The organism is Serratia grimesii (assembly GCF_900186025.1).
GTDB classification, from domain to species: Bacteria; Pseudomonadota; Gammaproteobacteria; order Enterobacterales; family Enterobacteriaceae; genus Serratia; species Serratia grimesii.
The window spans coordinates 3,406,096-3,431,397 of sequence record NZ_LT883155.1 but is presented as its reverse complement, the minus strand read 5'-3'; the positions used below and the strand labels follow the sequence as shown (position 1 = coordinate 3,431,397).

The 25,302-nt window shown below is 52.7% G+C and carries 21 protein-coding genes; 9 read left to right on the top strand and 12 right to left on the bottom strand.

The window, feature by feature from the left end:
- Positions 1-356: 356 nt before the first annotated feature.
- Together nfo and SGBXF1_RS16210 are read right to left on the bottom strand one after the other, a co-directional pair.
- Entirely contained in the window at positions 357-1,196 is an 840-nt protein-coding gene (gene nfo / locus SGBXF1_RS16215) for a deoxyribonuclease IV (RefSeq protein ID WP_037425543.1), read from the bottom strand.
- A gap of 117 nt (positions 1,197-1,313) precedes the next feature.
- A complete protein-coding gene (locus SGBXF1_RS16210) occupies positions 1,314-2,402 on the bottom strand; it encodes a YeiH family putative sulfate export transporter (RefSeq protein ID WP_130381419.1) in 1,089 nt (362 codons plus the stop codon).
- Positions 2,403-2,651: 249 nt separating this feature from the next.
- Between SGBXF1_RS16210 and yieE the strand changes: the two genes are divergently transcribed.
- Both yieE and SGBXF1_RS16200 read left to right on the top strand, forming a co-directional pair.
- Positions 2,652-3,524 (top strand): DNA-binding transcriptional regulator YeiE, encoded by an 873-nt coding sequence (gene yieE / locus SGBXF1_RS16205; RefSeq protein ID WP_037425552.1) that lies wholly within the window; start codon positions 2,652-2,654, stop codon positions 3,522-3,524.
- A 200-nt stretch (positions 3,525-3,724) separates the two neighbouring features.
- Positions 3,725-5,203, top strand: a complete 1,479-nt coding sequence (locus SGBXF1_RS16200) for an amino acid permease (protein WP_037425538.1) — start codon at positions 3,725-3,727, stop codon at positions 5,201-5,203.
- A 95-nt stretch (positions 5,204-5,298) separates the two neighbouring features.
- On the opposite strand, the gene SGBXF1_RS16195 is transcribed toward SGBXF1_RS16200, so the two are convergent.
- Positions 5,299-6,396, bottom strand: a complete 1,098-nt coding sequence (locus SGBXF1_RS16195) for a GGDEF domain-containing protein (RefSeq protein WP_130381417.1) — start codon at positions 6,394-6,396, stop codon at positions 5,299-5,301.
- A 335-nt stretch (positions 6,397-6,731) separates the two neighbouring features.
- On the opposite strand from SGBXF1_RS16195, the gene SGBXF1_RS16190 reads away from it, so the two are divergent.
- Positions 6,732-7,814 (top strand): FecCD family ABC transporter permease, encoded by a 1,083-nt coding sequence (locus SGBXF1_RS16190; protein ID WP_186427181.1) that lies wholly within the window; start codon positions 6,732-6,734, stop codon positions 7,812-7,814.
- Positions 7,811-8,599 (top strand): ABC transporter ATP-binding protein, encoded by a 789-nt coding sequence (locus SGBXF1_RS16185; protein WP_037425529.1) that lies wholly within the window; start codon positions 7,811-7,813, stop codon positions 8,597-8,599. Before SGBXF1_RS16190 ends, SGBXF1_RS16185 begins: the two co-directional genes overlap by 4 nt.
- Positions 8,600-8,633: 34 nt before the next feature.
- On the opposite strand, the gene SGBXF1_RS16180 is transcribed toward SGBXF1_RS16185, so the two are convergent.
- From SGBXF1_RS16180 to puuR, 5 genes are all read right to left on the bottom strand, one after another.
- Complete coding sequence (locus tag SGBXF1_RS16180) at positions 8,634-9,581, bottom strand: siderophore ABC transporter substrate-binding protein (protein ID WP_130381413.1); 948 nt, start codon at positions 9,579-9,581, stop codon at positions 8,634-8,636.
- Between the two features lie 64 nt (positions 9,582-9,645).
- The gene (locus SGBXF1_RS16175) at positions 9,646-11,643 is read right to left on the bottom strand and encodes a ligand-gated channel protein (RefSeq protein WP_037425524.1); all 1,998 of its coding nucleotides are present in this window, start codon (positions 11,641-11,643) and stop codon (positions 9,646-9,648) included.
- Positions 11,644-11,898: 255 nt separating this feature from the next.
- Positions 11,899-12,894, bottom strand: coding sequence for an ABC transporter permease (locus SGBXF1_RS16170; RefSeq protein ID WP_037425521.1), 996 nt, complete (start codon positions 12,892-12,894; stop codon positions 11,899-11,901).
- Positions 12,891-14,402: a sugar ABC transporter ATP-binding protein gene (locus tag SGBXF1_RS16165; protein ID WP_186427180.1), complete on the bottom strand. Its 1,512-nt coding sequence runs from the start codon at positions 14,400-14,402 to the stop codon at positions 12,891-12,893. Before SGBXF1_RS16165 ends, SGBXF1_RS16170 begins: the two co-directional genes overlap by 4 nt.
- A 206-nt stretch (positions 14,403-14,608) precedes the next feature.
- The gene (gene puuR / locus SGBXF1_RS16160) at positions 14,609-15,166 is read right to left on the bottom strand and encodes an HTH-type transcriptional regulator PuuR (RefSeq protein WP_037425514.1); all 558 of its coding nucleotides are present in this window, start codon (positions 15,164-15,166) and stop codon (positions 14,609-14,611) included.
- A 394-nt stretch (positions 15,167-15,560) separates the two neighbouring features.
- Here puuR and SGBXF1_RS16155 point away from each other — a divergent pair, with 394 nt between their 5' ends.
- Together SGBXF1_RS16155 and SGBXF1_RS16150 are read left to right on the top strand one after the other, a co-directional pair.
- Complete coding sequence (locus tag SGBXF1_RS16155) at positions 15,561-16,979, top strand: glutamine synthetase family protein (protein WP_186427179.1); 1,419 nt, start codon at positions 15,561-15,563, stop codon at positions 16,977-16,979.
- Positions 16,980-17,513: 534 nt separating this feature from the next.
- Entirely contained in the window at positions 17,514-18,881 is a 1,368-nt protein-coding gene (locus tag SGBXF1_RS16150) for an APC family permease (protein ID WP_037425509.1), read from the top strand.
- Between the two features lie 56 nt (positions 18,882-18,937).
- Here SGBXF1_RS16150 and sbcB read toward each other — a convergent pair whose 3' ends face one another.
- From sbcB to SGBXF1_RS16135, 3 genes are all read right to left on the bottom strand, one after another.
- A complete protein-coding gene (gene sbcB / locus SGBXF1_RS16145) occupies positions 18,938-20,365 on the bottom strand; it encodes an exodeoxyribonuclease I (protein ID WP_186427178.1) in 1,428 nt (475 codons plus the stop codon).
- Positions 20,366-20,456: 91 nt separating this feature from the next.
- Positions 20,457-20,645 (bottom strand): DNA polymerase III subunit theta, encoded by a 189-nt coding sequence (locus SGBXF1_RS16140; RefSeq protein ID WP_130381405.1) that lies wholly within the window; start codon positions 20,643-20,645, stop codon positions 20,457-20,459.
- 75 nt (positions 20,646-20,720) lie between these two features.
- Positions 20,721-20,930 carry a hypothetical protein gene (locus SGBXF1_RS16135; protein WP_037425500.1) on the bottom strand — a complete coding sequence of 70 codons (210 nt, stop codon included), beginning with the start codon at positions 20,928-20,930 and terminating at the stop codon, positions 20,721-20,723.
- Positions 20,931-21,187: 257 nt separating this feature from the next.
- Between SGBXF1_RS16135 and SGBXF1_RS16130 the strand changes: the two genes are divergently transcribed.
- The gene (locus tag SGBXF1_RS16130; protein WP_130381403.1) at positions 21,188-22,297 is read left to right on the top strand and encodes an SDR family oxidoreductase; all 1,110 of its coding nucleotides are present in this window, start codon (positions 21,188-21,190) and stop codon (positions 22,295-22,297) included.
- A 42-nt stretch (positions 22,298-22,339) separates the two neighbouring features.
- Here SGBXF1_RS16130 and SGBXF1_RS16125 read toward each other — a convergent pair whose 3' ends face one another.
- The gene (locus SGBXF1_RS16125; RefSeq protein ID WP_037425549.1) at positions 22,340-23,086 is read right to left on the bottom strand and encodes a LexA family transcriptional regulator; all 747 of its coding nucleotides are present in this window, start codon (positions 23,084-23,086) and stop codon (positions 22,340-22,342) included.
- Between the two features lie 215 nt (positions 23,087-23,301).
- Between SGBXF1_RS16125 and SGBXF1_RS16120 the strand changes: the two genes are divergently transcribed.
- Both SGBXF1_RS16120 and SGBXF1_RS16115 read left to right on the top strand, forming a co-directional pair.
- Positions 23,302-24,069: an N-acetylmuramoyl-L-alanine amidase gene (locus SGBXF1_RS16120; protein WP_130381401.1), complete on the top strand. Its 768-nt coding sequence runs from the start codon at positions 23,302-23,304 to the stop codon at positions 24,067-24,069.
- A 99-nt stretch (positions 24,070-24,168) separates the two neighbouring features.
- Complete coding sequence (locus tag SGBXF1_RS16115) at positions 24,169-25,236, top strand: FUSC family protein (RefSeq protein WP_061806714.1); 1,068 nt, start codon at positions 24,169-24,171, stop codon at positions 25,234-25,236.
- Positions 25,237-25,302 lie beyond the last annotated feature (66 nt).

The following is a 25,302-nucleotide window of genomic DNA, read 5'->3' as shown; positions in this document are numbered from 1 at the left end:
GAAAACAAAGGTGATGCTGATATGAGCACGTGGTTTGACGCCCTTGAAGACGCCGAACGCAGGAATGGCGCATAGGCGAAACCGCCATGGACGGCGGTTTCAGGCGAGACAGGCAGGGACGCCTGTCGTAGCCGGCCGTGATGCGATGTGACGAAGTGAGGGCAGTTGGCGAAGCCAACCGTCTGATGGGGCAAAGGCGCGGGTTGCAAGGGACCGCGCCTTACGGTCCCTTGCTCGGTCGGTGCGCATAAACCACGTAGAGCCTCGCAGTCTTATCGACCGAAACGTTGCGAATACACTTAGATAAGTCCACACAGACAAACATTAGCGCCCAAGCCCCGTTTTTTAGACGGTATTTACTGTTGCGCTTTCAGCCAGGCGATCTCTTCCGCCCAGATATCCGGGTTCACCGTCTCCAAAATCAACGGGATATTGTCGAAACGTGAGTCACGCATAATATAGCTAAACACCGTTTTACCGATATTGCCTTCGCCCAGACTGTGGTGGCGGTCAACACGGCTGCCAAATTCACTCTTGGCGTCGTTCAGGTGCATGCCACGCAGATAGTTGAAGCCGACAACGTCACCGAGCTCTTTAAAAGTCTGCTCGCAGGTCTCTTCGGTACGCAAATCGTACCCAGCAGCAAAGGCGTGACAGGTGTCGATACAGACACCGACGCGGCTTTTGTCTTCCACACCGTCGATGATTGCCGCTAAATGCTCAAATTTAAAGCCCAGATTACTGCCCTGACCGGCGGTATTTTCGATTACCGCTGTCACGCCGGTTGTTTTATCCAGCACCAGATTGATGGATTCGGCGATACGCGCCAGACATTTGTCTTCATCAATCTGCAACAGGTGACTACCAGGGTGGAAGTTCAGTAGCGTCAGCCCCAGTTGCTCACAGCGTTGCATTTCATCAAGGAAGGCCTCACGGGACTTTTCCAAGGCTTCGGTTACCGGGTGGCCGAGGTTAATCAGGTAGCTGTCGTGTGGCAGGATTTGTCCCGGACCGTAACCGTACTGCGCGCAGGCGCTTTTAAACTTATCGATCACGTCAGCAGGCAGCGGAGCGGCTTTCCATTGACGTTGATTTTTAGTGAACAGGGCGAATGCGGTCGCCTCTAATTCGTGCGCGCGGATAACCGCCTGATCCACGCCGCCTGACGCGCTGACATGTGCACCGACAAACTTCATTTTCATTCTCCTGTGTAATCGGCGTCATTATGGCATTGATAGCGGAAGGATTGAATGGCTGGAAAAGCTAAGGCCCGCGATTGCGGGCCTAAAGACAGGGAAGAACAGTACGGAGAATCAGAGGAAGTATTGCACCAGCAGGTTAATTGCTATACCCCCAACAATCAGCCAGATGAATAGCAAGGTCGCCAGCAGAATCGGTTTGACCCCGGCCTGACGCACTGCGCTGATGTGGGTGGTCAGCCCCAGTGCCGCCATGGCCATCGCCAGCATCCAGGTATCCGCAGTAATCAGATGTTTCACCAGCGTGGCCGGGATCAGGTTGAACGAGTTCAGCCCAGCGACGGCAATAAACAGCACCGCAAACCAAGGAATAGTGATGGCAGATTTTTCTGCTTTCTCACTGGTATTGCCAGTGCTACGACTGCGACTGATAAACCCTGAGAGCACAACCAGGAACGGTGCCAGCATCATTACGCGGATCATTTTGGAGATCACCGCAGCATTTTCAGCATCCGGCCCGATGGCATGCCCAGCGGCAACAACCTGCGCCACTTCGTGGATCGTTGAACCGGTGAAGATACCGAAGCTTTCCTGATTAAACGGCAGCCACTGGAATTGCTCATTCAGATGGTACAACCACGGATAGGCGAAGATCGCCAGCGTACCGAAGACGACTACGGTGCTTACCGCTACGGCCACTTTATTGGCATCGGCTTTTAGTACCGGTTCGGTAGCCATTACTGCTGCCGCACCGCAGATGCTGCTGCCGGCACCGATCAGCATAGTGGTATGGCTGTCGAGCCCGAATACTCTTTTGCCCAGCCAGCAGGCCAGCAGGAAAGTGGTGGTTAACGTCAATGCATCAATGATGATGCCGGTCGTGCCCACATCGGCAATCTGCTGAAACGTGAGACGAAAGCCGTAAAGGATAATGCCCAACCGCAGCAAACGTTGTTTGGCGAACTGAACACCGCCATGGCAGTTCGGTTGTAACCAGGGATACAGCGTATTGCCCACCACAATGCCGAGTAAAATCGCCAGTGTCAGCGCGCCCAGCCCCAATCCGGCCACCCATGGAATATCACCCACCCAGACCGCCAACGCGGTGATGGCACCGGTCAACAGGAGTCCTGGTACTAAGTGAGGTAAACCGAACAGGGGAAATTGCCGCGATGGAAAAGTATGTGTGGTATTGGTCGCCATAAGTCAGCCCTTTTAATCAAATTCTTGAGCACAGACTACGTTCTTGCCGCATAAAAGAGAAATTGATTATATGTTTATAACTTATCTGAATAAGTGGTTAATCGGCATCGGCGGCTTTCATACTGATTTCTGCAAACGTGGTAACATTAATAGTATTCACCCTGTGCGTTGTTGCCGGTCAGCAGCGCAGATTTTGCATTAATTTCAGTGACTTTATTCGACGTCACCTTTGATGAATACCGAGACGCTATGCATATTACCTTACGTCAATTAGAAGTCTTTACCGAAGTGCTTAAAAGCGGTTCGACCACGCAGGCTTCCGTAGTTCTGGCGTTATCACAGTCGGCGGTCAGTGCCGCGCTGGCCGATCTGGAAGGGCAGTTGGGCGTGCAGTTGTTCGATCGTGTCGGCAAGCGTCTGGTCATCAACGAGCATGGCCGACTGCTGTATCCGAAAGCGCTGGCGCTGCTGGAACAGGCGGGAGAAATTGAACAATTGTTTCGTCATGATGGCGGCGCGCTGCGTATCGGTGCCAGCAGCACCATCGGCAACTATATGCTGCCGGAGATGATCGCCCATTATCGGCATGATTTTCCTTCTACTCCGCTGGAACTCAACGTCGGCAATAGCCAGGACGTGATTGGTGCAGTCGCTGACTTCCGGGTTGATTTGGGGCTAATCGAGGGGCCCTGTCATATGCCGGAATTGGTCACTCAGCCATGGCTGGAAGATGAGTTGGTTGTGTTCGCTGCGCCGGATAGCCCGTTGGCGGGGCAACCGCTGACCCTGGAGATGCTGGCTGATGCACCCTGGATCCTGCGCGAGGGCGGGTCGGGTACGCGTGAAGTGTTGCATCATCTGCTGCTGGCGCACTTACCGCACTTCCAGCTAGTGATGGAATTGGGTAACTCAGAAGCGATAAAACACGCGGTTCGCCATGGCATGGGCATCAGTTGCCTGTCGCGCCGGGTGATTTGTGAGCAACTGGCCAGCGGCGTGCTGGTGGAGCTGCAAGTGCCGTTGCCTCCGTTAATGCGCACGTTGTATTTGATCCATCATCGGCAAAAGCACATCTCCAATGCTTTACAGCGTTTCCTGAGTTATTGCGCGTTTCAGCCTTGATAACGTCTCCGTAAGGTGAAACAAAGCATAAAAAGCTGCTCCCTGTCACATTAATGACAGTAAGTAAGGCCATCCAGACCGTTGCTAATAATTAGCCCTGAATTATGAAGCTATCTTATATCAGTGCAATGTTACTAGTTCGCCGGCGGGTATTTGTTACAATCCGCCCTCATTTTTTTTGACCAGCAGATAGGGTAAGAATGGCTCAGCAGGATATAAAAACATCGGGGCAACAAGCACCCGGATTGCGGCGCGAGCTGAAAGCGCGGCACTTAACCATGATTGCTATTGGTGGTTCTATCGGCACCGGTCTGTTTGTCGCCTCTGGCGCTACGGTTTCTCAGGCTGGCCCTGGTGGGGCTCTGCTGTCTTATGCATTGATCGGGTTGATGGTCTACTTCTTGATGACCAGCCTGGGTGAACTGGCGGCCTTTATGCCGGTATCGGGTTCTTTCTCCACCTACGGCGCCAAATATGTCGAAGAAGGCTTTGGTTTCGCGCTGGGCTGGAACTACTGGTACAACTGGGCAGTGACTATCGCCGTTGACCTGGTAGCCTCGCAGTTGGTGATGACCTACTGGTTCCCGGATACCCCCGGCTGGATCTGGAGCGCATTGTTCCTCGGCCTGATGTTCTTGTTGAACTACATTTCGGTCAAAGGTTTCGGTGAAGCAGAATACTGGTTCTCACTGATCAAAGTGACCACCGTCATTATCTTCATCGGTATTGGTGTGCTGATGATTTTCGGCATCCTTAAGGGCGGCGAACACGCAGGCTGGCAGAACTGGACCATTGGTGACGCGCCGTTTGCTGGCGGGTTCTCGGCAATGATTGGTGTGGCGATGATCGTCGGCTTCTCATTCCAGGGGACTGAGCTTATCGGTATCGCTGCCGGTGAGTCGGAAAACCCAGGCAAAAACATCCCGCGCGCGGTGCGTCAGGTGTTCTGGCGTATCCTGCTGTTCTATATCTTTGCCATCCTGATTATCAGCCTGATCATTCCTTATACCGATCCGAGCCTGCTGCGTAACGATGTTAAAGACATCAGCGTCAGCCCGTTCACGCTGGTCTTCCAGCACGCCGGTCTGCTGTCTGCTGCTGCGGTGATGAATGCGGTTATTCTGACTGCGGTATTGTCCGCCGGTAACTCTGGGATGTACGCATCCACCCGTATGCTGTTTACCCTGGCATCGGAAGGTAAAGCGCCGCGTATCTTTGCCAAATTGTCAAAGGGTGGGGTACCACGCAATGCGTTGTATGCCACGACCGTGGTTGCGGGCCTGTGCTTCTTGAGTTCAATGTTCGGTAATCAGTCGGTTTATCTGTGGCTGCTGAATACCTCGGGTATGACCGGCTTTATCGCGTGGTTGGGGATTGCCATCAGCCATTACCGTTTCCGTCGCGGCTATATGATTCAGGGACGCGATCTGAACGATCTGCCATACCGTTCCGGTTTCTTCCCGCTGGGGCCGATCTTTGCCTTCGTCCTGTGCCTGATCATTACGCTGGGGCAGAACTATCAGGCATTCCTGCAAGACCGAATCGACTGGTACGGTGTGACTGCCACTTATATCGGCATTCCACTATTCCTGATTATCTGGTTCGGTTATAAGCTGACGCGCGGCACCCGTGTTGTGAAGTACAGCGAAATGGAATTCCCGAAAATGGACGTGAAGTAATCTCTGTATAAGCCTTAGGTATTTCAAGCTGTGGTCGAAAGGTTCGGCTGCAGCTTGAAAGACACATATGTACAACGTGGCGGGTTACCGCCGCGTTATTCCTTTCCATTAATGGTCAGCGCGTGTTGCGCGGCGGCCATCAGATTCTCTACCTTTTGATAATCCTGTGTTAACGCCAGTACGCCTGTGTTCAGGTGCAGCGATACCTCACCAAAAGCCCCAAAATCATAGGGTGCTTGCAGTGGCGGGACAATACGCGCCAAAAACTCCCCTTCAGAACCGTAAGGTAAGCCGTGTACCAGGATCAGAAATTGGCCTCCGGTATAGCGACAGACAAAATCACTCGGGCGCACCAGCATTTTCAAGCGCTCACCAATGGTGCGTAATACGTCATCGCCGATGAGAACGCCGTGGCTCTGATACAGCGCAGCCAGTGGGGTGAATTCGATAATAAACAGGTGAGAAAGCGGATGCATCGTTGCTGACGGCCGACAAACTTCCTGCATGACGGCCTCGCCGCCTGCACGGTTAAGGAAGCCGGTCAAACGATCCTGATGAGCCGCTTTTTGTTTTTCGGCTGTCAGAGTGACGTGTTGAGTGACCTGGCGATGGTAAAACGCGATCAGTCCATGGGCTAACAGGAGCCAAAGCGGAATGATATCTGCCAGTAAAAACAGATTCTGTACACGTGATAGTGGTGCGACTACAAGATAAGGCAGTGTCAGCAACATGATTTCCAGCAAGGCAAAACGCGGTGCTGCGGCATGGCGCTGCATCAGCCAGAAAGCCAGCCCGGTAATCAATAGCCCGGCGAACAGGATCAGTACCATACGGCCTGACAACATGGCCAATAGGGCGGTTGCGCCCACCAGTGCACACCACAATAGCATCGTTACAAGCATTGCATTTGGCCAGCGGGGCGGACTGACGCGCATCAGCCACCAACGGCCGCCGGTCAGCAGTAAGAGCGAAACCAATAGTGCGGCACCGAGTGCGCGATGACTCAGCCAGATGTAACCCAGCAGCAGCAGTGCCACACCGGCGGCATTTAACCAGGGCGTTGCGGGAGAAGGCACCAACGTAAGCCGCATTTGGCGTTGAAATTGGGCATCATCAGTATGCTGTGGGCTTTGTACCAGCCAGTGCAGCAGAGCGGGCCTTTTAGGCGTTAACGTGGGGAGTCGACTTCTCATTGCAGCCTCATTAATAAGGACCTCGCCAATAAGCCCTAAAGAACGGGTTTGGCGGTCAGGCTTCGGATTCTATGTGGTTTCGTTGCGATTTGTCACAGCTGGGCGGGGTGGGGCGTAACTTTCGGAATTGTTAACCCTGTGTGCTTTTATAGGGTTATCGTCATGAATACGGGAATAGCTTTATAAAATAAAGTGTTACATCTTTATATGACAGGTAATAGCTATTGATATGATTGATAAGTATTATCGTTTGCTTTATTGTTATCGGCTGCTTATCAGGTTCAAGCGGCCCTTTTCAGCCGCTATGGTCATCGTCGTAACAGGTATCCGAAATAATGAGCGTATCCACCGATCCTATCCCTGAGGCCAAGGGGCAACCCAGCGTCAATGTGATGGGGCGTTATCACCATATTCTCCGCCACCGTTTATTAATGATGGGGGTGTTGGCACTGGCGATTTTGGGTTCGCTACTGCTGGACTTTACCATGGGGCCTTCCGGACTTTCACTGTCCTCTCTGTGGCAAACGTTGATTGATCCTGCGGTGGCTGATGCCGGTACGCGGGTGATCGTTTGGGATATTCGCTTGCCTTATGCGTTGATGGCCGTGGTGGTTGGGTTTGCGCTTGGTTTAGCTGGTGCAGAAATGCAAACCATCCTGAACAACCCGCTTGCCAGCCCATTTACCCTCGGGGTTTCTTCAGCCGCGGCGTTTGGCGCAGCGCTGGCTATCGTGTTGGGGATTGGCGTACCGGGCATTCCGGATCAGTGGTTTATCTCCGCCAATGCGTTTATTTTTGCTCTGTTCGCGGCACTGATGCTCGATGGCATTACGCGCTGGACGCGGGTTGCGACGTCTGGCGTGGTGTTGTTCGGCATTGCGTTGGTGTTCACCTTTAATGCACTGGTCTCCATGATGCAGTTTATCGCCAGCGAAGATACGTTGCAGGGGCTGGTGTTCTGGACCATGGGCAGCCTGGCGCGTGCCTCATGGGACAAGCTGGGTATTCTGCTTGGTGTATTTGCCGTGTTGTTGCCGTTGTCGATGATGAGTTCTTGGAAGTTGACCGCACTGCGTTTGGGTGAAGATCGGGCGGTGAGCTTCGGTATCGACGTGCGCCGCTTGCGTCTGACCACGTTGCTGCGTATCAGTATTCTTTCCGCATTAGCCGTCGCTTTTGTTGGCCCGATTGGCTTTATCGGCCTGGTGGCACCGCATATTGCGCGCATGATTTTCGGTGAAGATCACCGTTTCTATCTGCCAGCCAGTGCGCTGATTGGCGCGCTGGTACTGTCGATGGCCTCCGTGGCGTCGAAAAACCTGATCCCGGGTATTATTATTCCGGTCGGCATCGTCACCTCGCTGGTGGGCGTGCCATTCTTCCTGAGCATTATTCTGCGTCACCGGGGGAATGTATGAGTCAGGGATTGCGTATTGAGCATTTTTCCGCCGGTTATCCGAAGCGACAGGTGATCACCGATCTGGCGGTTCCCATGTTACCTCGTGGTCAAATTACCGTGCTGCTAGGGCCAAACGGCAGCGGTAAATCGACGCTGCTGCGTTCACTGGCGGGGTTAAACCCAGCTCAGGGGCAACTGTGGCTGGACGATATCGATCTAATGCAGATCCCTTTTGCCCGTCGGGCAGAAAAGGTCGTGTATTTGCCACAATCGCTGCCCGCTGGGGTACATTTGCACGTGCTGGAATCGATCATCGTGGCGCAACGTGCCTCGGGTGGCCGTAGCAATGCGGGCAGTGAGGCGGAAGTCATGGCGTTGCTCGAGCAACTTGGCATCGCCCATTTGGCACTGAGTTATCTTGATCAGCTATCTGGCGGTCAGAAGCAGTTGGTCGGATTGGCACAGTCGTTGATCCGCCAGCCTTCGCTGTTGTTGCTGGATGAACCGCTGAGTGCACTCGATCTTAACTATCAGTTCCACGTGATGGATTTGGTGCGTAAAGAAACCCGTAAACGCAATATCATCACCGTGGTGGTGGTGCATGACATCAACATAGCCTTGCGCCATGGTGATCACGTATTGATGCTACAAGACGGGGAATTGATTGCTGACGGTGCGCCAGAAGAGGTGATCACGCCACAGAGTTTGGCGCGTGTTTATGGTGTGCGCGGGCGCATTGAGCGTTGCTCGCAAGGGACGCCTCAGGTGTTGATCGACGGGTTGGTGAACCAGCCCGTGATCTAAACCAAAAAGGCCCGGCATCGCCGGGCCTGTTCAATTACTTCTTTTTCAGCGCCTCAGTGACGCGTTCGACGATATGTTGGCTGGTGATAATGCCACCTGACAGATAGACCTCAGCCGCCGGCAAATACACTACCTGACCCTTTTTGACTGCAACGGTGTTTTTCAGCGCCGTATTGGTGAGTATTTTCTGCGGTGCAACCGCGTTCGGACGGCCGGTGGCCGCGTCACGATCGATGATAAACAACCAGTCAGGATTCAACTTGGCGACCTGCTCGGGCGACAGTTTGTTGCCACGCACATCGGGGTTTTCGCTCTGCAATGCCGATTTGAACCCGAGAGCATCATAGGTGAAGCTGAAGCGACTTTTAGGCGCATAAGCGCTGATTTTCCCGCCGGAGAACAGTACAACCAGACCACGCCCGGCGTTGGCTACCTGCGGCTTGATTGCTGCAATCTCAGCGTCCAGTTTGTCGACCGCCGCTTGTGCCTGCTGTTGTTTATCGAACAACTCGCCCAGTTGCAGTGTGCGTTGCTTCAGGCTACCCAGTTGATCTTGCGGATCAATCGCCATATTTAACGTTGGCGCGATGGCACTCAGTTCGGCGTAAGCCTTAGAAGAGCGGCCAGCAATCAGAATGAGATCCGGTTTGGCCGCGCGCAGCGTAGCCATGTCTGGTTCAAACAGTGTCCCTGCGTTGAGGTATTTGGCATCTTGGTACTGTTTTAGGCTGTCCGGCAACATTGTGCGGTTGCCCGGCAGCGCCAGAGGCTCGACACCCAGCAGTTGCAGTGTTTCCAGCGACGCATAGTCCAGAACGACTACACGCTGCGGGTGCTTTTTCACGTCGGTGGTGCCGTTAAGATGTTGAAAACTGACCGTTGCCGGAGCATCGATAACGGTGGTGCGGGTTTTGTTGGTGCAGCCAGCCAGCGCCATACAGGCCAGCAGGGCAATAACCATTGGGGAGCGGCGTAAAGTCATAGAGGCTTCCTCGGGTGGGGGATATAAAAAGGGCGCGCAGTTTGAGTGCGCGCCCAGGGTAGCGTTAGAAGTTGTAGGTCATGCCGACGGTGTAACGGCGGCCATCCAACACGGTATTGTAGTTATCGTAATCAACGGTCTTATCGAGGATGTTGTAAACCCCGCCGGTCACCATCAGGTTTTTATTCGCCTGGTAGCTAAGGCCAGCGTCAACAAAGGTGTAAGACGGCGTGCTTTTGGCCATCGATGAACGGCTCATGTAGTCCGATGTCTTGCTGCGGAAGTTAACGCGCGACCACAGGCTGACGTCGTGAGTGGCCTGCCAGTCCAATACGCTGTTAACCATATGCTTCGGCATTTGGTTCAAGGGTTTGCCCTGGAAATCACCGCTCTTTTGTTCAGAGGTTGTGTAGGTATAGTTGGTGGTCAACTGCCAGTCTTTGGTGATTTCCCAACCGAACGTCGCTTCTACGCCGCGCATATTGGCTTTATCGACGTTAGTGCGGTCGCTGATAAAGTAATATGGCGTGGTACCGATCATGCATTGCGCATCACCGTCACCGCTATCACAGCGACGTACTTCGGTGATCTTGTCTTTGAAATCAGTATTGAACAGGGTTACACCGGCGTTCAGGCCTTGCTGGTTATCCCACATCACACCGATCTCTTCGCTCAGGCTCTTTTCTGGTTTCAGATCCGGGTTGCCGATAATGATTGACGTACGGCCACCGCCGGTGATTTGCCCCCAGCCGGCGGAGGATTGGCGCAGATCCGGTGAGCGATAACCGGCGGAAACGCCGCCTTTCAGCGTAAATTGTTCGGTCAGATGCCAGACGCCGTACATGCGCGGTGTCCAGTGATTACCGTAGTTCTGGTCCTGATCCATACGGATACCGCTGGTCAGGCTGAAGTCGTTGGTCATCGCCCATTCGTCTTCGGCAAACAGCGCCCAGCTCCAGCGCGTCAGTTTGTTCAACTTATCTGCCGATGCTAACTGGTTGCCCCCGTCACTCAATTTCTCGTAGCGGTACTGGCCGCCCAGATTCAGCATATGGTTACCAAGGTCAAACTGGGTTTGCGTATTGAAGATGGTGTTGTACATCTTCATGTTACGGCCCGGGTTGTTGGTTTCTTCGCGCTGAATGTAACTGTTGGTATTGCCGAAATCGTAATAACCGTTGTGGGTTACAGCGTAGTTGGTTCGGGTGTAAAGGCTGTCGCTGGCGCTGTTAGCTGTGCACTTTTTATTGCGGCAGTTTTCGGTCGCCATGGATTTGCCCGGCGTACTGTTGCGATCCTGCAAAGAGCGGCCAATTTCGAAATCGAAATCGTTCTGTTCGTTCGGTGTCAGGCTGAATACCGCGGTGCCGCTGCGCATGCGTTGTTCGTTAAAACCATTGAGGATTTTGTCCTCAGCGCGGCGCGACAGCAGGCCATTAACCCGCAGGCCCAACAGGCCTTCAATCAATGGGCCGGAAGCGTAGGCGTTGGTCTGGAAGATATCGCCGGAATTGCTGTTTTCCTGGAAGGTGGAATCGCCGTGCAGCGAGCCTTTCCATGCCTGAGTGGTGGATGTTTTACGGGTGATGACGTTGATCACGCCGCCCATCGCGTCGGAGCCATACAGCGAAGACATTGGGCCGCGCACCACTTCGATTCGTTCAATGGCTTCCAGCGGGGGCAACCAACCTTGTTCAATGCCTGAGTTATCGCTGTTCGGGCGGGTGCCACGGGTGTCTACGCGCTTGCCGTCCACCAGAATCAGGGTGTATTTGGAGGACATGCCGCGGATACTGATATCGCTGCTGCTGGCACCGCCGGTCACTACCACGCCCGGCACGTCTTTCAACGCATCGGTAATGTCGCGGTAGGCTTTGTCTTCAATTTGCTGACGTGGGATCACAGAAATAGACGCAGGGGAGTCCTGGATTTTTTGTTGGAAACCGGAGGCGGTCACCACCATGGTGTCCTGAGCGTCATTTTGTGGTGCGGCAAACGCGCTGGCGCTGCCGAGTGAAGCAATAATCAGTGCAGTAAGCGAGTTATAACGTGGCTTTTCCATGAGGCAAACCTTTCCTGGTCTGATGTAAATCGACAAAGTGTCGTTTTAACGGTTTGAATAATAAGTAGAAACGGGCCCCGTCGTTGCGAGGATCGTCGTTCCGTCAGTATTTCGTCAGGCCATTGTAAGGATTTCAAACAAAATGTAAACGCAAATGATAATTCGTATCATTTGTATAATTACGGAGAGGAGGAATAATTAACCGTATGAATTAAAGGGAAAACCGGCGCAGCAAGGCGTGCACCGGTGGAGTCATTAACGTTTCTGGATATAGGTAATCGCTAGCGCCAGGGCCAGTACCAGACCTTTGATGATGTCCATTGCATAGTAGGGTACGGAAAGCATTACCAGACCGTTTTGCAATACGCCGAGGATCACAGCACCCACCAATGTGCCGAGCGCATTAGGTTTACCGGAGCCAGCCAACGAGAAACCAATATAGGCGGCGGCGACGGCATCCATCAGATAACCGCCACCGGCATTCACCTGGGAAGAGCCAATACGTGACGCCAGCAATATGCCGCCAAGTGAGGCCAGCAGGGCAGAAATGACATAGGCGGCAACCCTGTAACGTACGGTGCGAATGCCTGACAGACGCGCGGCCTCCGGGTTACCGCCAATGGCGTACATGCGCCGGCCGTGTTTGGTCAGCGACAGGAAAAGCTGCACCACTATGGTGACTGCCAGCATGATCAGCACAATGATCGGCACCTGACCTAGTGAAGAAAAGATATCCGGGATCAGGCCTTCAGCCATATCGCCGTTCGGCAGCAGCATGTTTTGGGTTATTGACCCGCCGTAACTGTAGGTCATTGCCACACCCTGGATCACAAACAAGCTTGCCAGTGTCGCCAGCATGTCAGGAATTTTCAGTACCACGATCAGGAAGGCGTTGAACAGACCGACCAACGTACAAATCAGGAGTGTCAGTACAATCGCGCTGGTCGTGCCGAAGCCGTACCAAACGAACAGCGAAACCACCAAGGCATTAGCGAGTGAAGCGGTGGAGCCGACAGAAAGGTCGAAGCCGCCCACCGAAAGTGAGATGGACACACCAATGGCGATCACGGTAACGATCGCGATCGAGCGCAAAATGTTGATGATGTTGTTCGGATCGAGGAAATTATCCGATGCCAGTCCGAACAGAGCGATCAGAGCAACAACGGTGAGTAACATCCCCCATTTGTAGAGAAACTCAAACAACTGATGGCGCCAGGGTTGCGCATTTTGTAGGGATAATTCTTTACTCACGCTGGGGTTCCTCCGGTGGAATACAGTAATAAGGTTTCTTCATCAATATCGGCGGCGTTCAGTTCCGCCACGATCCGCCCATCCCACAACACACAGATGCGATCACACAAGCCGACCAGCTCCGAGAACTCGCCGGAGGCATAGATAATGCCTTTCCCCTCGCGTGCCAGGTTGTCGATCACAGTGAACAGCTCTTGTTTGGCCTTGATATCCACACCCTTGGTCGGTTCGTCAAAAATCAGTACGCTGGCATCACCGCGCAGCCATTTGCCAATGGCCACTTTTTGCTGGTTGCCGCCAGACAATCTTGCCAGCCGCTGTTGAGGACCCGAGGCGCGAATGTTCAGGCGTTGCATGATATCCAGAGCCCAGCGCAGTTCCTGGCGGCGACTGAACAGACTCCAGCGTGAGAAGCTGTCGTCGGCGCTGACGCTCAGGTTCATCGGAATAGCTTCGTTTATAAAAATGCCTTCTTTACGCCGTTCTTCCGGTACCAGTGCCAACCCTTGCTCGACGCTAAGATGCGGAGCGCGAGGCCTCCAGGGCTTGCCCAGCAGCTCACCGCGTTCAATGCGGGCCGGAGAGGCACCAAACAGCGCTTTGCACAGCTCCGTTTTACCGGCACCGGCCAGCCCGGCGATGCCGAGAATTTCCCCCTGATGCAGTTGCAGAGTGATATCGTGTAGTTTGTGGCGGTCGTGAAGGTTTTCTACCTGTAACAACGGGCGTGATCCGTGCGGTGGGCGTCGCGGTGGGAAGATATCGTCTAACCGGTGCCCGAGCATTCTCTCAACAATCTGCTCGCCATTCAGGCCTTGCATAGCATCTTCACTGACATGGCGGCCATCGCGCAGTACCGTTAAACGATCGCAGATTTCACTCAGTTCGTGAATACGGTGTGAAATAAAGACAATGCCGATCCCTTCGGACTGCAGGCGGCGCACCACGCGGAACAGGCGTTCGCTTTCGGCGCGATCGAGCGGAGCGGTGGGTTCATCAAGTACCAGGAAACGGCAGCGGTGTGACAGTGCGCGTGCGAGCAGTACTTGCTGTTTTTCCGCCAGCGTACAGTCTGCCAAACGCTGGCGTGGGTTAATGGTCAAATCCAACTGGGCCAGTAGTTGGGTGGCCTGCCGGTACAATTGTGCCCAATTGAGCAAATGGCCTGGTTCATTAAGCCAATCGAGCATGATGTTTTCCGCCACTGACAGCGTGGGGATCAGTGCCACATCCACTTCTTGCTGCACCACGTGAATCCCATATTGGCGGGCTTGCAGTGGCGAATGAATATCCACTTTTTGACCGTCGATAAAGATCTCACCGCGGTAATGATTATGCGCCCCGGACAGGATCGCCATCAGTGTGGACTTCCCGGCACCATTCGCGCCGACCAGTGCATGGATAGACCCACCCAGCAGGGTAAAGTCGACGTTTTGCAGCGCGTTGAATCCGGCAAAGGCGATCGAGATATTGCGCATCTCGAGACATGAGGGCGTAGTGGTTGGCATAGTGTGATTAAAGACGTTTAGGTGTTTAGATGGCTAAAGATAGTCTTTTGTAACACAGATTGCGATTCACGCAACACACTAAATAGAATAACTGAGACGAAAATGATGTTTAGCCGACAAAGGGATCTGTCCAGCGTAAACGACATCACTAAACGGAAGGCAGGGAAAAGGGAATCGCGGGCAACGCGACGCCCTTATCCGGCTTATCAGAATGTCGTCGGTGTATGTGCACTGACGATACGACAGACGCGTGCAGAGGTATTGCTGAAACTGTGGGGAATACCGGTGTTGATGGCATAACTTTGTCCAGCAGTCAGGCAATGAGTTTGGCCATTAATAGTCAGCATGATCTCACCCTCCAGCAGCGTGCCAATCTCCTCGCCCTGGTGCTTTATCTTCTCACCGGTGGTCGTACCGGGTTGATAGGTTTCCAGCATCATCGCCAGATTGCGCGTTGGGTTGCCGTTGTGTACCAGCTTCATCGACACGCCCTGGCTGCCGATCTCGATCAAATCTTCGGCGTCGATCACCACTTTGGGTTCATTTGCGGTTTCAGGTTCGGCAAAGAACGCGGACAACGACAAACCATAGACCTTCAGCAGTTTTTGCAGCGTGCTGATAGCCGGGCTGACTTTATCCTGTTCGATGGTGCTGATTGCGCTGTGGGTTAACCCGGACAGTTCGGCGACTCGGCGCTGCGACAAACCCAATTGCAGACGGATCTGTGACAGGCGCTTACCTGGCGCCAAGCTGACTTCGCTCATAGCGGTACTTCCTTCTGGTAGGGACGACAGGCAGAAATGAATATCGGTGTCAGGTGCCTGTCTGAGTGATATCGACATTGCATGATATCGGTAGTTGTGTCGAATTTGGAAAATATATTGCCCATGGTCACCCCCGTTCTGGCGGACGAAATTCTGTACATAAAAAGGCAGTTAACACCTTTTCGGTCAATATTTTATCAATTTAGCAGTCGGTGGCGAATAATCAAACAGCATTGTAACATTTGCAAACCATTTGTGTTAAAGCTATGTTTCATATTATGGATGTTATTTTGAGCGCCTGTTCTGGCGCAGTCTACAGAGAAATCAGACCATGTGTTGAACCTATCGGCAGGCGGGCGCGGCAGCGTCCTCAGAGCATAATGGCGGGTGATGTATGCAAACCAATATCGCAGCAGTTGAAAATTTTGCACAGCATAATGAAGAGAGGCGAAGTAGCGCGTTCCAACGTGAAGTTGCTCACTATTTGGAACGCCATCCCTCAACGCAGTATATCGATATCCTTCTCACTGACCTGAATGGTTCCTTCCGCGGTAAACGTATTCCTGTCTCCGGACTGAAAAAATTGGAAAAAGGCAGTTACTTCCCCGCCTCGGTATTCGCTATGGATATTCTGGGTAATGTGGTGGAAGAAGCGGGCCTGGGCCAGGAGTTGGGGGAGCCAGACCGTGTCTGTATGCCGGTGCTTGGTTCGTTGACGCCGTCAGCAGCGGACCCGGATAATATCGGTCAGGTGCTGCTGACCATGCTGGATGAAGATGGTACTCCCTTTGACGTTGAACCCCGTAATGTCCTGAACCGAGTGTGGCAGGCGTTGCGCCAGCGAGGCATGTTCCCGGTGGTAGCGGTAGAGTTGGAGTTCTATCTCATTGACCGGCAACGAGACTCTGAGGGTTACCTACAACCCCCTTGCGCACCTGGGACCCAGGAACGCAACGTGCAAAGTCAGGTTTACTCGCTGGATAACCTAAATCACTTTGCAGAAGTGTTGAACGACATCGATAGCCTGGCTCAGATGCAGGGGCTACCGGCGGACGGTGCGGTGGCAGAGGCGTCACCCGGCCAGTTCGAGGTAAACCTAAAGCATACCGATAATGTACTGCTGGCTTGCGATCATGCGCTGGGGTTAAAGCGCCTGGTACGTATGGTGGCGGAGAATCATCATCTGCACGCCACCTTTATGGCAAAACCTTATGAAGAGTACGCCGGTAGCGGTATGCACGTGCATATCAGCATGCTTGATGGCAACGGTAACAACGTGTTCGCACAAGCGGACGGCGAAGACTCTGCATTACTGCACCGTGCGCTGGCCGGCATGATTACCTTAATGCCGGCGTCAATGGCACTACTGGCACCCAATGTTAATGCTTTCCGTCGTTTCCAGCCGGGCATGTATGTACCCACTCAAGCCTCTTGGGGACACAATAATCGCACCGTCGCGTTGCGTATTCCCTGTGGTGAAACAGAGAATCATCGCGTGGAATATCGTGTCGCGGGCGCGGATGCAAACCCCTATCTGGTGGTTGCCGCGATCCTCGCCGGGATTTTGTACGGGTTGGACAATGAACTGCCGTTGCCTGAACCGGTGACCGGTAACGGGCTCGAACAAGAAGGGCTGCCGTTCCCGATCCGCCAAAGCGATGCGCTATACGAATTTGAGCACCAGCATGAGCTGACGCAGTATCTGGGAGAACGTTTTGCCCATGTTTATCATGCCTGCAAGATGGACGAATTGATGCAGTTTGAACGCTTAGTGACGGAAACAGAGATCGACTGGATGTTGAAAAATGCCTGAGGGAGCGTAAACTAAGCAGTATTAACTGAGTAAGCGATGCTGAGGATAGCGGATTAATTCACCCGTAAGGGCTGTTTTCCGAACGATCGCGAAAAGAATTTGTTTAAGAGGCCTTCCTGATCTTGTCATCAGGAGGGTTTTTGGTGCAAAATATCCCTAATGCAGATAGCCGACGTTTTAACGCGTCGGTTATTTTTTTTGCATTTATGTACTACAAACTGTGCGTTTCATACACCAAGCGAGGCCGGACACCGATCCGGATAGATAAATAGTTTCGTGCGCGATCAAACAAAACTTTATGGTCGTGACTCATGAGGATAAGAAAGATGGGGCAATTTTTCACTTTAGCACCGGTGCCCGCCGGTTTCCGCTGCGGTCGCAGCGATTATGGAGCAGCCAAGGCCGCCTTGACTCGTTATCCAGCTTCCAATCCCCTTCTTTTTGAATTCAGTCGCTCGTTGCGAAGTTTCCCCGCAACCTTAAGTCTTGGCGTGTCTACGCTCCGCAAGGCAGAAGGTAAGGGGGGGCTGCGTCATGTCCGATAACATCATCAGTGCCGCTCCGGCTCAACGCGCACAGCTGCGTAAAACCCTGACTTTAGTTCCGGTAGTGATGATGGGGCTTGCTTACCTGCAGCCAATGACCATCTTCGATACCTTTGGCATCGTATCCGGCCTGACCGATGGTCACGTCGCCACTGCGTACGCCTTTGCTCTGCTGGCGGTGCTGTTTACCGCATTGAGCTACGGCAAACTGGTACGGAAATTCCCGTCCGCCGGTTCTGCCTATACTTACGCCCAGAAGGCCATTAGCCCGCACGTTGGCTTTATGGTGGGCTGGTCATCGCTGCTGGACTATCTGTTCATGCCGATGATCAACATCCTGTTGGCCAAAATTTACCTGGAAGCTATCTTCCCGGGCGTGCCTTCGTGGATCTTCGTGGCAGCGCTGGTCGCATTGATGACGATTTTCAACTTGCGCGGCATTAAGCTGGTGGCGAACCTGAACTCCATTATCGTGGTGGTGCAGGTGGCGATCATGGTCGTGTTCCTGTTCCTGGTAGTGAACGGCATTTCGCATGGTGAAGGTGCCGGCACGCTGATCAGCAGCCGTCCGTTCTGGTCTGAGGGTGCGCATGTGGTGCCGATGATTACCGGTGCGACCATTCTGTGCTTCTCGTTCCTCGGTTTTGACGGTATCAGCTCACTGTCTGAAGAAACCAAAGACGCGGAAAACGTGATCCCAAAAGCCATCTTCCTGACGGCGTTGATTGGTGGTGTCATCTTTATTGTGGTGTCCTACTTTGTACAGTTGTACTTCCCGGACATCTCGCGCTTCAAAGATCCTGACGCGTCCCAACCGGAAATCATGCTGTACGTGGCCGGCAAGTTCTTCCAGTCGGTGATTCTGGTGTTCTCTTGCGTAACCGTACTGGCTTCAGGCATGGCGTCGCACGCCGGTGTTTCACGCCTGATGTACGTGATGGGCCGTGACGGTGTATTCCCGGAGCGTTTCTTCGGTTATGTACACCCGAAATGGCGTACCCCGGCATTGAACGTGTTGCTGGTCGGCGTGATTGCACTGTCTGCGGTATCGTTTGATCTGGTGACTGCGACGGCACTGATTAACTTCGGTGCGCTGGTGGCGTTCACCTTTGTGAACCTGTCGGTCATTTCGCAGTTCTATATCCGCGACAAGCTGAACCGTACCGTTAAAGACACCTTTAACTACCTGATTCTGCCTGTTCTGGGTGCACTGACTGTAGGTGCGCTGTGGCTGAACCTGGAAGCCAGCTCAATGACATTGGGTCTGGTGTGGGCAGCGATTGGTCTGATTTATCTGGCCTTCGTCACCCGCAGCTTCCGTCTGCCAGTTCCACAGGCTAGCGAAGACGTTGCATAAGTCTTAACGGCTTTGTGCATTAAAAAAGGGCGCTTCGGCACCCTTTTTTGTTTTTGTCAGCCGACCAATTCTTTACCGTACTCAAACAGCGCTTTCAACAGCGCGGTCTTTTCTTGATCACCTTCGTACAAGTTATATAGCGACTCCAGTTGCAGTACGTAGCTCTGTACCCGTTCGGCGCTCAGTACTTCCTGACGATGCTGCAACCAACGACGTTGCTCACTGTCATCCAACGTGTTGGGGTAATTGCGGGCCCGGAAGCGGAACAGCAGTTCCTTCATGCGGCCATCACTGAAGGTCAGATCCAGCGCCGGCAAGTTTTGCGGTTTAGTTTGCTGGATAATCTTCATTGCCGCTTTGTCAGCATCACTGAAGAAACCGTCGTAAAGCCGGGCGTCGACGTCATCAGAGCCCTTAAACGGTTCGGCTTCAGCGAATAACGCCACCACTTTTTCGCGTACTTGTGGGTGTTGGCGCAGCAATTGCAGATTTTGCAGACAAGCTTGGCGATCGATCCCCAAGCGTTCCGCGTTTTCTGGTAATAGGGTCTTCGCGGGTGCCAGTACCGGGCATTTGTTGATATGCACCAGTTTGATCGGTACCGGGGATTGGTCTGGTGCCAGGTCGTCTCTGCGGGTATACAGCCGTTCGCGCAATTCATCAGCGCTTAACGTCAACAATGGCGTCATATCACCGGCTAAATCACACATGATGACCGCGTTTTTGTTATCCGGATGCCAGGCCAACGGCGATACCCAACTGGTATTGCCACGCGCTGCGCCGAACATGCCGGAAACGTGTACCAACGGAGCCATTTCTGCGATATCTATCAAGGCATTCAGCTTATGCTTGTTACGATGTTGCAGCAGGAAGTCAAATAGCCGCGGTTGCGCTTGTTTGACCAACTTGGCCATGGCGATGGTGGCGTAAACATCCGACATGGCGTCATGGGCATGCTCATGTTCAACGCCGTTAGCACGGGTCAGGTGTTCCAGACGGAAGCTGGGGAAGCCATCTTCGTTTTCCGGCCAGACGATACCGTCCGGACGCAATGCATAGCAAGCACGCATTACATCGAGCAGATCCCAGCGGGAATTACCGTTTTGCCAACTGTAAGCATAGGGGTCATAGAAGCTGCGGTAGAAAATATTGCGGCTGACTTCGTCATCGAAACGAATATTGTTGTAACCCAGAATACAGGTGCCAGGAACACTGAATGCCTGATGAATTTGGCGCGCAAACTCGGCTTCGTTGACACCTTTTGCCAGTGCCAATTGCGGCGTAATACCGGTGATCATCACCGCTTCAGGATCAGGCAAGTAGTCGTCGGCCGGGGTGCAATAGATGACCAGTGGTTCTTCGATGATATTGAAATCCATATCGGTACGCACACCGGCAAACTGCGCCGGGCGGTCCATTGATGGGCTTTTACCGAAGGTTTCGTAGTCGTGGATGTAGAATGTGGCCGGTGCCTTGCTGCTCAAAATCGCATCTCTCACGTGGCGTTGGGAATATCTTCCTATTGTAACGGCGAGATGTACGAGTCGTTAGCGTTAATCACCGAAATGCGCGGTATTACGCACTGCGATAGTAGCTTAGGCGCAGATGAAAGTAGGAACGCAAATAATCAGGCACCTGTTTTTCGGCATGGGCAGTATTGGCGGCAATGCCATAGCGTTCGTTATAAATGACGCTGAGAGCGAGTAAGTCAGTTTCAATTTTCTCACGTTCGGCTTGCGGTAAGCGATCCAGCTTTCGATCCATATTATTCTCCCTATGAACTAAAGGGCATCATAAGATCGTTAGACATGCTTGTCCCTACCCATTCAGGGGGGCATATCAGGATGTTGGTGTTCGCGCCTGGAGGCCGTGGTTCGGTGTTGCAGTGCCATGATAATGCTGAGAGTATCGCGTTGTGAAATCCTGCTGACTTTGCAGGCTTGTGCGCTCGTAGGCTTCATGGATCGAGAAAACACCGCCAATCACCGCCAGCCAGAAGACACTGCACAGGACCAGGATGCCCAACCAAACTTTTTGGTTATAGCTCATAAATACTCCTGATGAAAAAAGGGAATAACATTTACCAGGAAATTAAATCAGAGTTTGTATCAATGGTCCGTAAACGGCCGCATTTATTATGGGTGTTTTTTTATTAATGTGTTACCAAATACCTCAGTGATGTTTCAGGATATTCCTTAAGATAATATTAAGAAAAGATAAATAGGTGCCACTGAGTTCCATTTAATATTTGTTTAAATATCCCCGCATACAATCAGCAGCATTCAATGCCAATGTGGGTGCATATTATGAAAACTCTGCTGTTAACCGGCGCTACTGGCTTTCTCGGTGGTGCAGTGCTCGAAAAATTACTGAATGAAAATCAGGAAATTAACTATCTTCTGTTAGTGCGAGCTGAAAATGCGCAGCAGGGGCTGGAGCGTATTCGGATTAATATGGAGAAGTTTAATATTGAATCCGATTTATTCTCTAAAATCACGATAGAAAATATATTGTTGGGTGATTTAAGTGAGCCTGCTAATTTTTTAGCGGACACACGTATTAACAATGTAACGCACGTTATCAATTGTGCCGCTGTCGCTTCATTTGGCAATAACCCGCTTATTTGGAAGGTTAACGTTGAAGGTACATTGGCCTTTGCCGAAAGAATGGCGCAGGTACCGGGATTAAAACGTTTTCTGCATGTGGGTACCGCAATGTCTTGTGCACCGGAACCGGGTTCATTGGTTGCGGAAAGTGGTGAGTTTGAAGAAACGGCTGAGCATCTGGTGGAATACACCCGCTCTAAATCCACAATTGAACAGTTAATGCGTCAACACTGCCCGCAACTGCCGCTGGTGATTGCTCGTCCTTCTATCGTTGTTGGGCACACCCGTTTAGGGTGCCAGCCATCCAGCAGTATTTTCTGGGTGTTCAGCATGGCACTGATGCTGCGTAAATTCATGTGCTCGCTGCAGGACAACATCGACGTGATCCCGGTCGATTACTGTGCTGATGCGATGGTGATGCTGCTGAACAGCGAAACGCTGGATAATGACGTTTACCATATTTCCGCTGGCGAAGAGAGCAGTGTCAGCTTTGCAGATATTGATCGCGCCATTGCTGCCGCGTTGGAAAAACCACCGCTTGGCGACCATTACGCACAGGTCAGTTACGAAGCACTGCTGAAAATGCGCAAGCAACTGAAAGATATTTTCGGGCCGTGCAACGAAAGACTGATGCTGAAAGCGATGCGTTTGTATGGATCTTTCGCCATGCTTAACGTGCGTTTCAGCAACGACAAAATTCTTAAGCTGGGCATGCCGAAACCGCCGCGTTTTACCGACTACATCGCCCGTTGCGTGCAGTCTACCCGCGGTTTGTCTATCCAGCAGCAGATGGTCGTGGATTTCAAATAACAGGATGGCGCCGCTGAGCGGCGCCTGATTGTATCCCGTCCATTACCAGGACGAAGACGACCAGAAAACGCGGCCCAACACCACCAGTTGGTCTTTACGCTGCGGATAACTCAGGTGTTCGTCCTGGTATTCTTCCCGGTTCAGGGAGCGAATAGTGACCCCACCGTCAGGCTGTTCGATCAGCACTTTGACCCGCAGTAAATTACCATGACGAATCGCGTAGGTTTTGCCTTCGCGGATGCGTGTGTCATCGGTATTGATGCCCACCACGTCGCCATCTTGTAGCCGTGGCTCCATGCTGGAGCCGGAAATACGGATGATACGCGCCGCATTGACCGCCACCCCCATCTTGTGCAGATAGTAGCGACGAAAGATCAGTGAAAACTCTTCACGATCAACGATTTCATAACAGCCATCGCCGGCAGAAAAATTGATATCCAGTAGGGGGATTTCCACAAACTCTTCCTTGTCCTGTTCGGTATCTTCCCACACTACCGGTTTCAGGCGGGCAGGTTGAAAATCCGACTCTGCCGCCACGTTATCGAACGGGTGCACCAACTGTTTTTCATGGAAAACGTCGAACCAGCCTTTGGGCAGATCCAGTTTGGCCTCGATCCGCCTGGCAAGGTTATCGCCAAGGTTGCGGGAGGATTTTTCACCGGTAATTTGGCTCAGCGTTGGCGAAGAGGATTCAACCAGCACCGCAAAATCGTTCTGGTTGATGCCCTGCCGGGCGTAGCTGGCCATCAGCTCGCGCAAATTATTGCGTCTTATTTCTTTGGTTTCCATCATCGGATGATCGCATTCTTTAGCAAAAAGGTAAATATCGTTTTTGCTAAATTTAACTTGATTTAAATTTAGCAATTAGCTAAACATTAATGAGTGGACAGGGTCCACGAAGACATTGTAGGGTCGTAGCATGTTGGGACTGCTTGACCCGGGACGAATATATTCGTCTCCTACAGTGACTGAGGCACGCGAGTTTAACTAACAAGGAATCTACGATGTTCAGTATTGATTACAATAGCTACCGTTCGGTAGCCGGCTTTGGCCACCGGGTGCGCTTTTTGGTGCTGCATTACACGGCGCAGAATTTTGCCGATTCCGTGCAGTCACTGACCGGCAAATCGGTCAGCGCCCATTACCTGGTGCCGGATCCGGAAGATCAAACCTATCAGGCGGCCGGTTTCAGCGGTGTACGCATCTTTAATTTGGTGGATGAAGATGAACGGGCCTGGCATGCCGGTGCAAGCCAATGGGGCAATCGCTCTAATCTCAACGATACGGCGATTGGTATTGAGATCGTCAATCTGGCGAGTGGCGATGGTGAAGACATTACTTTCCCACCGTTTAACCCGCAGCAAATTGCGGCGGTAACTCAACTGGCGCAAAATATCCTGCAACGTTATCCGGATATCACCCCCGTTAACGTGGTGGCGCATTCTGATATCGCGCCGGGCCGCAAGAGCGATCCGGGTCCGCAGTTCCCGTGGCATCAGCTGTATCAAGCCGGGGTTGGCGCCTGGTATGACGATGCGGCGAAACAACGACACCAGCATGAATATCAATGTCATGGCGTGCCCGCACAAGCTGATTTATTGGCGCTGTTCGCCAAATATGGCTATGACACCTCGGCAGCGGTTGACGCTGAAGGTTATCGCCAACTGGTGCGTGCGTTCCAACTGCATTTCCGTCAACGCCAGTATGATGGGGTGATGGATGTGGAAACCGCCGCCATTTTACAGGCGCTGGTGGATAAATATGCTGCTTAAGGACTGACTGCGGGTGAGGGACGCCTTATCCGCCTTTTCTCTACCCCTCTTCCTCCGCTAAACTAATGTACTTTCTCGCCCCTCATAACGGGATGCATTGTGCGCCTCGACAGAAAAATATCGTCGTTTGAACGTCTGACTTATCGCCATTACCGCATTGTGCATGGTGTGCGCATTGGGCTGGCGTTTATCCTGACCTTCCTGCTGATTCGTTTGCTCGCAGTGCCGGAAGGGACCTGGCCGTTGATTACTTTAGTGGTGGTGATGGGGCCGATTTCGTTCTGGGGGAATGTGTTGCAACGTGCACTGCAACGTATCGCCGGTACGGTGTTTGGTGCAGCCTCGGGCCTGATTGCTCTGTATCTAGAACTCTACTCGCTACCGCTGATGCTGGCGTGGTGTGGGGTGGTGATGTTTTTCTGCGGCTATCTGACACTCGGTAAGCGGCCCTATATGGCACTGTTGGTGGGGATTACACTGGCGGTGGTTTGTGGCGCGGGGGCAGGTGATATGCATACCGCGTTGTGGCGCAGTGGTGACGTAATTTTTGGTTCGTTGCTGGCGTTGTTGTTCACCAGCATTTACCCTCAGCGCGCCTACATTCTGTGGCGCATGCAGATGGCGGATTGCTTGCAAAGCGCGAGTAAAATCTACGGTGCTTATTTGTCACCGAACATGATAGAGCGGCCGCGGTTGGAACCGCAGTTGAAAGATCTCTTGAATCAGGTGGTCAAATTGCGCGGCCTGATTGTTCCCAGCAGTAAAGAAACCCATATTCCTCCGGCTGTATTTGAAGCGGTACAAACGTTGAGCCGCAATCTGGTCTGTACTCTGGAGCTGTTGGCGGACGCTTATTGGGCCTCGCGTGAAACCCATTTCATTATGCTGAATGCGAAAACCCTGCGCAGTGCGCAATTGCTGACGCTGCGGTCGCTTGAATCATTGGCGGACACGATGCGTAATGGCCCACAAGCGCAACAATCTGTCGTGGCAGGCGAGCTAAGCGAAATCGCCGCTGAACTGAAAACGCTGATGCAGGAAGCCAGTGTCAGTCAGCACGGCGAAGCGCCAATTTACGGTTATGTCTGGCTGAGCATGGAGCTGACACAACAACTGGAAGAACTGGGCGACCTGCTCAAGGTCTGTACTGCTACCGGGCGCGAATAGGGGGTCAGATCATGAAGCAGGCGCTTCGGGTTTTTGTCCGGACAGCAAAGTGAGTAAGATAGGGCG

Excerpts from the sequence above, each read along its gene's own strand:
- nfo (WP_037425543.1), bottom strand. The coding sequence starts at position 1,196 with ATGAAGTTTGTCGGTGCACATGTCAGCGCGTCAGGCGGCGTGGATCAG.
- SGBXF1_RS16150 (WP_037425509.1), top strand. The coding sequence starts at position 17,514 with ATGTCCGATAACATCATCAGTGCCGCTCCGGCTCAACGCGCACAGCTG.
- SGBXF1_RS16140 (WP_130381405.1), bottom strand. The coding sequence starts at position 20,645 with ATGGATCGAAAGCTGGATCGCTTACCGCAAGCCGAACGTGAGAAAATT.
- SGBXF1_RS16125 (WP_037425549.1), bottom strand. The coding sequence starts at position 23,086 with ATGGAAACCAAAGAAATAAGACGCAATAATTTGCGCGAGCTGATGGCC.
- SGBXF1_RS16200 (WP_037425538.1), top strand. The coding sequence starts at position 3,725 with ATGGCTCAGCAGGATATAAAAACATCGGGGCAACAAGCACCCGGATTG.
- SGBXF1_RS16190 (WP_186427181.1), top strand. The coding sequence starts at position 6,732 with ATGAGCGTATCCACCGATCCTATCCCTGAGGCCAAGGGGCAACCCAGC.
- puuR (WP_037425514.1), bottom strand. The coding sequence starts at position 15,166 with ATGAGCGAAGTCAGCTTGGCGCCAGGTAAGCGCCTGTCACAGATCCGT.
- SGBXF1_RS16180 (WP_130381413.1), bottom strand. The coding sequence starts at position 9,581 with ATGACTTTACGCCGCTCCCCAATGGTTATTGCCCTGCTGGCCTGTATG.
- SGBXF1_RS16130 (WP_130381403.1), top strand. The coding sequence starts at position 21,188 with ATGAAAACTCTGCTGTTAACCGGCGCTACTGGCTTTCTCGGTGGTGCA.
- SGBXF1_RS16120 (WP_130381401.1), top strand. The coding sequence starts at position 23,302 with ATGTTCAGTATTGATTACAATAGCTACCGTTCGGTAGCCGGCTTTGGC.
- SGBXF1_RS16185 (WP_037425529.1), top strand. The coding sequence starts at position 7,811 with ATGAGTCAGGGATTGCGTATTGAGCATTTTTCCGCCGGTTATCCGAAG.
- SGBXF1_RS16175 (WP_037425524.1), bottom strand. The coding sequence starts at position 11,643 with ATGGAAAAGCCACGTTATAACTCGCTTACTGCACTGATTATTGCTTCA.
- SGBXF1_RS16155 (WP_186427179.1), top strand. The coding sequence starts at position 15,561 with ATGCAAACCAATATCGCAGCAGTTGAAAATTTTGCACAGCATAATGAA.
- SGBXF1_RS16135 (WP_037425500.1), bottom strand. The coding sequence starts at position 20,930 with ATGAGCTATAACCAAAAAGTTTGGTTGGGCATCCTGGTCCTGTGCAGT.
- SGBXF1_RS16165 (WP_186427180.1), bottom strand. The coding sequence starts at position 14,402 with ATGCCAACCACTACGCCCTCATGTCTCGAGATGCGCAATATCTCGATC.
- yieE (WP_037425552.1), top strand. The coding sequence starts at position 2,652 with ATGCATATTACCTTACGTCAATTAGAAGTCTTTACCGAAGTGCTTAAA.
- SGBXF1_RS16195 (WP_130381417.1), bottom strand. The coding sequence starts at position 6,396 with ATGAGAAGTCGACTCCCCACGTTAACGCCTAAAAGGCCCGCTCTGCTG.
- SGBXF1_RS16210 (WP_130381419.1), bottom strand. The coding sequence starts at position 2,402 with ATGGCGACCAATACCACACATACTTTTCCATCGCGGCAATTTCCCCTG.